The sequence below is a fragment of the Acetobacterium tundrae genome, assembly GCF_008086615.1.
In the GTDB taxonomy this organism is placed as follows: Bacteria; Bacillota; Clostridia; order Eubacteriales; family Eubacteriaceae; genus Acetobacterium; species Acetobacterium tundrae.
This window is the reverse complement of the sequence record NZ_RXYB01000039.1, coordinates 1-8,973: the sequence shown is the minus strand read 5'-3', so window position 1 is coordinate 8,973 and position 8,973 is coordinate 1. Positions and strand designations below refer to the sequence as shown.

Annotated in this window: 14 protein-coding genes; all 14 read right to left on the bottom strand. The window is 37.6% G+C overall.

What is annotated here, in order from left to right:
• Positions 1-109 precede the first annotated feature (109 nt).
• Positions 110-421, bottom strand: a complete 312-nt coding sequence (locus FZC40_RS16595; RefSeq protein ID WP_148606412.1) for a hypothetical protein — start codon at positions 419-421, stop codon at positions 110-112.
• A 14-nt stretch (positions 422-435) separates the two neighbouring features.
• Positions 436-1,383 (bottom strand): DUF1848 domain-containing protein, encoded by a 948-nt coding sequence (locus tag FZC40_RS16590; protein ID WP_148606410.1) that lies wholly within the window; start codon positions 1,381-1,383, stop codon positions 436-438.
• Positions 1,384-1,434: 51 nt separating this feature from the next.
• Positions 1,435-1,713 carry a TfoX/Sxy family protein gene (locus FZC40_RS16585; RefSeq protein ID WP_148606408.1) on the bottom strand — a complete coding sequence of 93 codons (279 nt, stop codon included), beginning with the start codon at positions 1,711-1,713 and terminating at the stop codon, positions 1,435-1,437.
• Positions 1,714-1,851: 138 nt separating this feature from the next.
• On the bottom strand, positions 1,852-2,145 hold the full coding sequence (locus FZC40_RS16580) for a hypothetical protein (RefSeq protein ID WP_148606406.1): 294 nt from the start codon (positions 2,143-2,145) through the stop codon (positions 1,852-1,854).
• 48 nt (positions 2,146-2,193) lie between these two features.
• Complete coding sequence (locus tag FZC40_RS17225) at positions 2,194-2,331, bottom strand: hypothetical protein (RefSeq protein WP_186843879.1); 138 nt, start codon at positions 2,329-2,331, stop codon at positions 2,194-2,196.
• Between the two features lie 281 nt (positions 2,332-2,612).
• Positions 2,613-2,927: a hypothetical protein gene (locus tag FZC40_RS16575; RefSeq protein WP_243135857.1), complete on the bottom strand. Its 315-nt coding sequence runs from the start codon at positions 2,925-2,927 to the stop codon at positions 2,613-2,615.
• Between the two features lie 168 nt (positions 2,928-3,095).
• Complete coding sequence (locus tag FZC40_RS16570; RefSeq protein WP_148606404.1) at positions 3,096-3,551, bottom strand: VOC family protein; 456 nt, start codon at positions 3,549-3,551, stop codon at positions 3,096-3,098.
• A 262-nt stretch (positions 3,552-3,813) separates the two neighbouring features.
• Positions 3,814-4,206, bottom strand: coding sequence for an MmcQ/YjbR family DNA-binding protein (locus tag FZC40_RS16565; RefSeq protein WP_148606402.1), 393 nt, complete (start codon positions 4,204-4,206; stop codon positions 3,814-3,816).
• Positions 4,207-4,288: 82 nt separating this feature from the next.
• A complete protein-coding gene (locus FZC40_RS16560) occupies positions 4,289-4,834 on the bottom strand; it encodes an AAA family ATPase (protein WP_148606400.1) in 546 nt (181 codons plus the stop codon).
• Between the two features lie 243 nt (positions 4,835-5,077).
• On the bottom strand, positions 5,078-6,037 hold the full coding sequence (locus FZC40_RS16555; RefSeq protein ID WP_148606398.1) for a hypothetical protein: 960 nt from the start codon (positions 6,035-6,037) through the stop codon (positions 5,078-5,080).
• Positions 6,038-6,190: 153 nt separating this feature from the next.
• Positions 6,191-6,556, bottom strand: coding sequence for a VOC family protein (locus FZC40_RS16550; RefSeq protein WP_148606396.1), 366 nt, complete (start codon positions 6,554-6,556; stop codon positions 6,191-6,193).
• Between the two features lie 278 nt (positions 6,557-6,834).
• Positions 6,835-7,059, bottom strand: a complete 225-nt coding sequence (locus FZC40_RS16545) for a hypothetical protein (protein WP_148606394.1) — start codon at positions 7,057-7,059, stop codon at positions 6,835-6,837.
• Positions 7,060-7,241: 182 nt separating this feature from the next.
• The gene (locus tag FZC40_RS16540; RefSeq protein WP_148606392.1) at positions 7,242-7,433 is read right to left on the bottom strand and encodes a hypothetical protein; all 192 of its coding nucleotides are present in this window, start codon (positions 7,431-7,433) and stop codon (positions 7,242-7,244) included.
• A gap of 264 nt (positions 7,434-7,697) precedes the next feature.
• Positions 7,698-8,792, bottom strand: coding sequence for a Fic family protein (locus FZC40_RS16535; RefSeq protein WP_243135856.1), 1,095 nt, complete (start codon positions 8,790-8,792; stop codon positions 7,698-7,700).
• Positions 8,793-8,973 lie beyond the last annotated feature (181 nt).

Here is an 8,973-nt window from a genome sequence, read left to right as displayed (position 1 = left end):
TCTTCTCTGAGGATTTCCAGCACGATGGCTGCCTTTTCCTCTGGGGACCATGTTCGTCGTTTTCTATTCATGTGTATAGTTTATCTTATTTTCTGGAATTTGTGTCCAACTATTTGTGAACATTATCAAGGGGCACCGCAAGGCCAGCAAAATCCTTTTCAATTGTTTTTGCACTTTTGAAGGCAATTTCATCCACTATGCGACATACCTCGTTATTAAAATGTCCATAAATCAAACGTGATTTAACCTTTGTGAGCCCTTTAGGCAACGCCACCCCAAAAGCGATAACGGCTTGACATTCACAAAAAGCATCACTAGGATTAAATTCCACTGGTGCATCACCAAAACGATTGATGTTTGCAATACCGCAAACATCGGCTCCATAAGATGCAATCAATTCTTTGATATCATTCTCTAACATGATTTTCAGCCTTTCTACTTGCTCAAAAAATTCAATTGTTGATTTTTCACTTTGATTGATTTTACTTTTCTTGCCGTTATTTTGTCTAATTCTGTTACTTTACTACATAATAGCGGTGAAAAAGAATCATACCTATTGTAATTTGCTAAAACTTTTTCATTATTTAAATTTGCATAACAATATTTACAACCATTTAAACAGGTATTATAAGCACCAACCTCAATACTTTCTACACACCCACATTCATGACGCTGATTCTTATCTTTCCCAACATTTATTTGGCACCCCACGATTCTTTTGATAAGATTTTTGTCAATACAATGACCATTTTCAATGCCATATTCAGACAAATCAATATTTTCAGCGCATGTTTCAATTATCATATTATTTTTTGCTGCAATTTTTGACAATCCCAATGCAAATTTCATCATTAAAGAATCGTCAATTATCATCATCTGAATTTTGCTCATGTTAATTCGCGTTTTTTTGTATATATCGACAAAACTTATCACAACCTTTTCAGTGTAACCACTTAACATTTGAACCATTTCACTGAATGCTTTTATATGGTAATCATAAGTATGCTTATTTGAAATAAATATGGGGTCATAACGCCATATTACTTTCTCTTTCCCAATTTTTTTCGATAACTTTTTAAATGTTTGTAGAATTTCATTTTTATTGTTCGAGAGATTTTTTTCTATATCGCTACCATAGCTGGTTATCGTAAATTGAAAATAGTATTTATATTTTTCAATTTCAGCAAGTCTCGCAATCATCGGTTCCGGATTCTTTGTCCAAAAGACGATACAATCGACGATTTCAGGTGAAAGATCTATTTTGCTGATCTGATGACTATTCATCGGATTTCTGACATATAGAAAGCCTTCCTTAATTCTATTATAAATCCATTCTGAATAATAACTTGGTATATCTGTTCTTCTGCTGACACTCAATATCATTTAACGCACCTCAATTATTACACTTGCTTTCTTGTGACCCCTGGACAAGAGTTATCGATTGGCTTCATAAAAGGCTTTTAATTCTTTTTTCAGATTGTCATCTAAATAATGCCAGCGAATTCCCTGAATTGCGCCCTCCAACCCGCATAAGCGATTATAGCAGGCTGATGCATCAATAGCTCTGATCCTTAACCAGGCTTCCTTGCTTCCTGTCTCAAGCAGATCTTCGGGGGTATTGATCCCAATGGCATTAAGCTGCTTTTTCATTTCTTTTCCAATGTTTGGCAAGCTTGTCAGCTCAGTATTTTCAATCGGATTATTTTCATTCATTCTCGTTCTCCTTTTATTTTAAGTTGAGCCAGAAACCGTCAGCTCCTTCTTCTAAAGAGCATCGTTCAGTATTATTTTATAAGTGAATGTTTGGCTACGTTTTAGTAGACTCTCAATACATGACTTGGGCACGTTTTATTAAATCTCTATCCTGTCTATCTGGGAATCAATCAATTTAGCTTCTGCACAATGGCCCATTTTTCCACCAATAAATGCATACATCCCGTTTACATGTCCTTTTTTATGTTCAACCACCGCTTTTATGACTTGATGGACTTTGTCACTATTTCTGAGATCTTCAAATTGCTGAAAGGTGATTATTGTAACTAGCTTCCCAGAAAAATCAACTTTCTGAAGAAATGCATTCATGGCGGGAACTGCATTTCTAGCCCAGATCGGCTGCATTAAATAGACATGGGTTGCTCCTGCCATTTCATTCCAGGGGTTTCCCTGCAGCTTAGACCCTTTTTTAAAAAGTGCCTAAAGAGCACTCCCTTTCTTCATTTCTTGTAATTCAATGATCTTACCATTAAGTCGTTTATTTAATCGCATTGCACTGGTTCGTGTATTACCATCTTTTGAAAAGAAGACAATGACCGATTGATTTAGACTTTCCATATTTCAACCTTCATACAAATAATATTAACAAATCAGTTTTCTAATAATTGATGATTTCTCGCTTCCTTCTGAGATGCTTCTTTCCACATGATCCGATAAGGACTTAAGATGATCGGGAAATGTTGCCCTAGTTCTGGATTTCCACAATATTGCCCTCGAGATCTGTGGCATATACGAAAGTCGCCACTATATTGTAGTGATGCACCTTCAGCATATACAAAACCTCCGTCCCCATTTTCGCAATGACATTCAGCGCCTAACATAAAAAGAAATTCAGTTTTTTAACTTTGAAAAATATAAATACTTTGTACAAATTCAGCATTAATAAATTGAACGCCTTTTTTTGTTTCAACCTCTATCCAATTTTCATTTATTCCAATTATTATCCCCACCACGTTTGTTCCATATGGGCCTGTAGAAATTTTGCACTTCTTTCCTATACACTTTTCAATTGCCTCATTAGCCATAATTATTAACCCCTTCTTCTTCTTAAATTTTAAATTTATTATTCTTTGCATATTAAAATGTTGTGGTAAAACAACTAAGATTACTATAAATATTGGCATATATATCGCAATCCATACTCCTGAATTCAAGCAATCACCCCCTTTATTTCCTGTTTTCATACCTTTACAAACAACTTTCATTCCACCGGGACGTTTTGACTATCATATCTTCACTATTTTCAACAAGCCCACGCCCATGGAGTAATCCGAAAATTGGGTTTGGGTTTAAAACCCTACCCGATAACCTAACCATATCGATTAACGGGTTCTCCAATTCTGAAGTTCTAAGATATTACCTTCAGGATCTGTGGCATATACAAAGATTGCCACCACATTGTTTGGATAGTCGGCCACAATTCGTTCCCCAATCTGACCACCGCCAGCAGCCAGTAATGTCTTGAGCACGGCATCTACGTCATCCACTTCAAAAGCAATGTGACCGAAACCCGTCCGATTGATCTGCGGTATTCCCCCGTCGATCCCATCGTCATAGGAAAAAATCTCCAGTGTTGGCAGATTGTCTTCATAACCTGGTACCCGGAGGTGTTCCCCCCGAATATGTGTCCCCTTGAGACCAGTCAGCCGATTAATCCAATCTCCCTGCAAGTCTCTCTCCGGAGGCACCGGTACACATCCAAAAACCTCCTGATAGAATTGGGAAAGCCTTTTCCAGTCTTTGGCGATGATGTTGGTATGCATAAATTTACACTTCATGATTATCTTCTTTCTTTTGAATCGATATCTTTTATTCTTGGGTATTTCATGAGTGATAAGTTAAGTTGAGCTAGGCACCATCCGTTTCAAATTTAAACAAATTAAGTAACAATTATCCCCAAAAACCTTGGTCACTCATTTTCTTCTCCTTCAATCAAGCGATCGAAATCCGACTTGTAAGTTAAGTTGAACCAAGCACCGCCAACTATAAGTTAAGGGGCAGGCACCAAGGCTATTTTATTTCGAGGGAAAGACCTCTTAATTATTCTACAGGAACGTGAATACTTGCCTCAATTTCACGCTGCTTCTTTTTTGTCAGTTTGACGAATACGGTGTGATGAGCCAGTTGGATGCAGTCGACCAGCACCTGCTCGGGCACATCGCCGTCCAGGATGATCGAATTCCAGTGTTGTTTGTTCATGTAATATCCGGGAATAATATCCGGATAGCGCAAACGGAGGATTTCACCATCGCCAATGGGCAGCTTGATGGTCAGCAGCGCCTCCCCTTCTTTATTTTCACCACGCATGGCAAACATCACATCGCCGACAAAGTAACGGACGGCATCCCATTCCGATTTATAATCCCGGGCTGTTCCCGGCATCGATTCAACCGTTTTTTCAATCAGTTCGTCCCATTTTTCACAAGGTTTCATTTTCCTTCTCCTTCCATATCTGCTGGTTATCAGGTCATTATGTTAAGTGAGCCATGCATCATCAGAATTAAAATCTCTTTTTTTAAACTTTTTTTAAATATTCTTGAACTATTATATCAACATTCTTATTTAAGTCCTCCTCTCCACTCAACCGTAGTACTTTACAAGGTAATGAATTAGCCCACTGCTCATGTGTCTTCTTACACGGGGAACCATCAAAATCATATCTAGCTGAGTTATCAAGAAAACAGCAATGTTCTTCATACATATCTCCGCCTTTGACGATTCTTTCTCCGAATATTTCATATTCTCTTTTATGAATCCGAACAATTCTTGTTTCGGCAGATGCTGTAATATGTGCTGCCAAATCAAACAATGGTACAAATGGTGCATTAAAACTATCCATTGAGCCAGCCATCACAAAATAACTTCTTTTCGATATATCTGTCATTAATCTATTAATCTTCTTTTCACGAGTATACATCACTGTGAAAGGTTTATCAGTATCTTTTCTCCATATATAATCATCTATGTCGAAATATGGAAAGCCAAGCTTATCAGCGACCATTTTCCCCAATGTTGTTTTTCCTGAACCTGCTGAACCAAAAATAATAATTCCTCTTGCCATATCTTTAACCCCATAACAAATAATTCTGATCTATCTGTTTCATTTCTTATATTTCCATAACCTTCAAGTTGAGTAGTCCTCATTTATCAACAAACTTCAGCGATAGGCTGTTTTCATTTTATAAAAGCTCACGATTCTCCATCCCCATGTGCCCGACGCTCAATGCATATAACTTTATGCTAAGTGGTGCCTGGCACCAGGTCCAAAAGTTTCAGAACCTAGATACGACTTTGCTTTTTCATTTTAAAATTCAATTTTGAAAATCAATTTGCTATGACTCTCTTTTGCTACCTGGGAACTTATATCAGAACTGCCTTTAGCCTTACCTTTGACCCCCGTTTTCTTAATGGCCATATCCATAGCATATGCTGCTTTTTCAGACATTGTCGTCAGTGACGAACCTGCTAATTCTAAAATTTCCGATTTGATAGCATTGCCATTTTCAAATCTCATTTCGATAAGTCTATTAATATTTCCATCATGAGCAAACCATTTAAGTACAGGCCTTTTAGGTATATTACTTCCCTCAAATTGCATTTCTGTCTTTCCTCTTCGATGATTACTTTCCTTTTTAGACATATTTTGTTCGAATTTTTCAGCTGTAGAAACTTCTTGTTTTGCTAAACTAACCTCTTCACTTAATTTATTTTCTTTATTTTTTAAATTTGTTTCCGTATTCGATTCACTTATTTCGATCGAACAACTCTTTGCTCCTAATGAAAAAGCAATATGCTTCAACTCAGCTAATCTTTCTTCTTGTGCTCTCGTAAAAATATAATCAGCTTTTATAAATTGATTGCTGTCAAAACTATCAACACAATAAACGGCATCGCATGTAACCATAGGTATGAACTGTATTCCACTCATTTCAATTGCGGTATCATAAAGATAGAGAATTTCAATATCATTTTCTTTGCCACGCCATCCAACTGAACCCTCACAGACATCAACATCACGTCTCACAGCATCATCAACAATCATAATTATGTTGGGTATATTGAAATCAGTGCTGCTATAAGATTCAGGGAAAATAGGATTATATTTTTTCAACTTGCGTAAATAACTGTCATTTTTAGTTTTATCTGATAAAGACTTGGCACTTTTTTGAATGTTTACCGTAGCTTTTTTACCAGCATCGTATGTTTTCTGTAAAATTTTAGAAACGGTTTCTGAACTTTTTTGAGGATCAATTAATTTTTTCATGGAATAATTCCTTTCGATACAGAATTTTCAATAATTAAATAGGCCAGCACCGGACTCTCAATCACACTGAACACCTACTTTGTGCAAAGGAAATCAAGGTTCTGTGAGTGAGGGGTTGGAGCCGAGAGGTTCCGTCTATACAACCCGGGGCTTTTAGGCAAGGTGTTCAATCAGCTGAATTTTTAGGCCATTGGGATCGGTGATAAAGAAAAAGCGGATATATGGGGCGGGCTGAAAGGGGCCACTGTGAATGGCAATGCCTTTTTCCTGCAAAGCCGCCATGGTCTCATCAACCGAAGCCACGGCAAAGCCCAGGGAGATGCTCTGGCCCATATCAAATTCTGTCACGGCCTGGTTGCAGACCAGCTCCAGCTTGGTTTCGCCATCGCCTAAAAAAGCCAGCTCCATCTGGGGGCCAGCCGGTCGGCGGCTCGCCAAGGTCAGTCCCACCACCTCGGTATAGAAGTTTAAGGATTCGTCGATATTTTTTACGGTTAGAGTTACCCATGATAGGTTCATAATGTTCTCCTTTAAATTTTAAGATTTTATTTTACTTTCACAATAGTCTCTGGGGAAATCGGATTATCATAGCTATTTGAAGTATTGTTTCATAATGTTATTTGCTGCGATTCGCTCTTTTGAAAAATATTCAATGTTATATTTAATGATTGAGATCTTCATCAGTTCAAGCCAACCATTAATTGCTTGATAGTCCGTTCTCATTGATTTTTTATTTTTATCTGTAACGGCTGCTCCCACCTTCTTAAACCATAAAGATTTTCTTCACATGTTCCTACTCAGATCCTCGCCACGGCGTATTTACCGATCCATGGCTTCAACAGCTTTTTTGACCCCTCCCAGTTCGAGAAGTTTTTCTCCGCCAATTGCGCATTAATTTGAAATGTTTGGTCAGATTTAAATTTTTCTACCATTGCACAGATCTGTTTGGGGTTAAACATCTCGGCGATAATTGCCAGGCCAGCTTTGAGATTCTGAATCGATGCTGCATTGTACTGGCTCACAAAAACATTTCCCGGTCAAATTAGAACTCAATAAAAATCGTAAACAGCACAGTCATCGGTGGGAAACCTTTCGAACAAAAAGGCTCTTGCTATCAATAATGGAAAATATAAATATCTAGTTACATTAAATTTTAAACTGGAAATACCTATGCTGTCTCAATAAGTTAAGGGGCAGGCACCGATCAATAATTCTTTTCCAACCGAACTAGTTCGTCGGGATTGCGGGTATATTCATCCATCAGCTCTGGGTCGCCGTTAAATCGATTAAACCATACGCATCGCTTTTGGATACGGATTTTTCGGTATGCACGGCCAGATTCCCCTGCTTGACGATAAAGGGCAGTTTTTTTTAGGTATTCAAAATTTGATGACATAAGCTTACCTCGTTTTGATAATAACTTGATGGCGGCTTTCTGATGACTGGTAAAAGCGTATTTCAGCTGCTCTGAGTTTCAGTTTTTGGCTTTTTTAAAACGATGGATTTTTATAGCTCCAATTTTTGGCTTTTTTGGAACTATGGATTTTTATAGTTCCAATTTTTGGCTTTTTTGGAACTATGGTTTATTTCGTGACGTTTTTGATTTGAAATTGATTATGACTCTTTTGAAAAATTAAAAGGTTTTATTCATTCAAAAAAATCAAACACGAAAAACATCAAGATATTTTTTCATAGCATAGATACGATTTCTTGAATATCCTGTGATCTCATCTAAAATTCCTTTCTCATGCATTGCTGTTAAAATACGACTAACTGTCTGTTTGCTGATCGAATTTGATTCGGATAAAACAACTGCATTTTGAATCGGATTATTATAAAATGCATCAAATATTGCTTGAACATTTTCAGCACTGCCACCTATCTGAGGGATAAGTCGATTATACTCATCTACCAGAGTAACTGCCATGCCAAATTTTATCCGTGCAGATTTTGCCGTTTCCACAGAAGCTTTCAAGAAAAAGAGAATCCATCCAATCATATCATGATTCAATCTAACCCGGTTTAATGCATCATAATATTCAGTTCGATGTATCTCAAAATAATCTGATATATAAAAACATGGCTTTTTCAAAATGCCAGAATTGAGTAAAAATAGCGGAATTATGATCCGACCGGTTCTTCCATTTCCATCTAAAAATGGATGAATGCTTTCAAACTGATAATGAATCATGGCGATACGGATGAGTGCAGGGACGTATATTGTGTCGTTATGAATGAATTTCTCCAAATCTGAAATCAGATCCGGGATATGGTTATGTGAAGGCGGTACATAGGATGCATTGGACGGCATGCTGCCTCCGATCCAATTTTGACTGGTACGATATTCTCCCGGGGTTTTATGCTCACCGCGTACACCCTGCATCAATTCATTATGTATTTCTCGTATCAGCCGCGAGCTCAACGGAAAATCATCCTGCATAATGCGATCCACCCCATGTTTAAGGGCTCTTATATAATTATGAACTTCTCTGGCATCGTCACGTTTTTCAGGATCTAAATCCCTGAGCGGCATGAGTTCTTCTTCAATGGTCGTTTGCGTTCCTTCGATACGATTTGACTTGTTTGCTTCAACCTGAAGATGCATTTTAATGTATAAATCGATGTTTGGAACCAACTCAGAGTAACTGCCCAATCTCCCCAGTTCAAGATTAGCCTGCTCCAGAAGAACATTAATCTGGGGTGTTTTCCACTCCCACTGTTTGTTAATCATTGCCGGAATAAACGTAAGTGTCAAACTGTAGGCACCTATCCATAAAAAAAGCCCAACTCCAGGAGGAGCAGGACTCGTAATCTATGTTTATCAATTGGTTTTATAGCAATCCGATGAAAGTGTTTTAGACCAGGGAAGAAACTGATCAATCAATTCGGGATGATTCACCAAATCGGTGTTGGACATCTCTTTCAGGATATAAACC

Coding starts and splice junctions, on each gene's coding strand:
- FZC40_RS16590 (WP_148606410.1), bottom strand. CDS start 1,383: ATGATATTGAGTGTCAGCAGAAGAACAGATATACCAAGTTATTATTCA.
- FZC40_RS17225 (WP_186843879.1), bottom strand. CDS start 2,331: ATGGAAAGTCTAAATCAATCGGTCATTGTCTTCTTTTCAAAAGATGGT.
- FZC40_RS16555 (WP_148606398.1), bottom strand. CDS start 6,037: ATGAAAAAATTAATTGATCCTCAAAAAAGTTCAGAAACCGTTTCTAAA.
- FZC40_RS16550 (WP_148606396.1), bottom strand. CDS start 6,556: ATGAACCTATCATGGGTAACTCTAACCGTAAAAAATATCGACGAATCC.
- FZC40_RS16560 (WP_148606400.1), bottom strand. CDS start 4,834: ATGGCAAGAGGAATTATTATTTTTGGTTCAGCAGGTTCAGGAAAAACA.
- FZC40_RS16570 (WP_148606404.1), bottom strand. CDS start 3,551: ATGAAGTGTAAATTTATGCATACCAACATCATCGCCAAAGACTGGAAA.
- FZC40_RS16565 (WP_148606402.1), bottom strand. CDS start 4,206: ATGAAACCTTGTGAAAAATGGGACGAACTGATTGAAAAAACGGTTGAA.
- FZC40_RS16585 (WP_148606408.1), bottom strand. CDS start 1,713: ATGAATGAAAATAATCCGATTGAAAATACTGAGCTGACAAGCTTGCCA.
- FZC40_RS16580 (WP_148606406.1), bottom strand. CDS start 2,145: ATGGCAGGAGCAACCCATGTCTATTTAATGCAGCCGATCTGGGCTAGA.
- FZC40_RS16540 (WP_148606392.1), bottom strand. CDS start 7,433: ATGTCATCAAATTTTGAATACCTAAAAAAAACTGCCCTTTATCGTCAA.
- FZC40_RS16595 (WP_148606412.1), bottom strand. CDS start 421: ATGTTAGAGAATGATATCAAAGAATTGATTGCATCTTATGGAGCCGAT.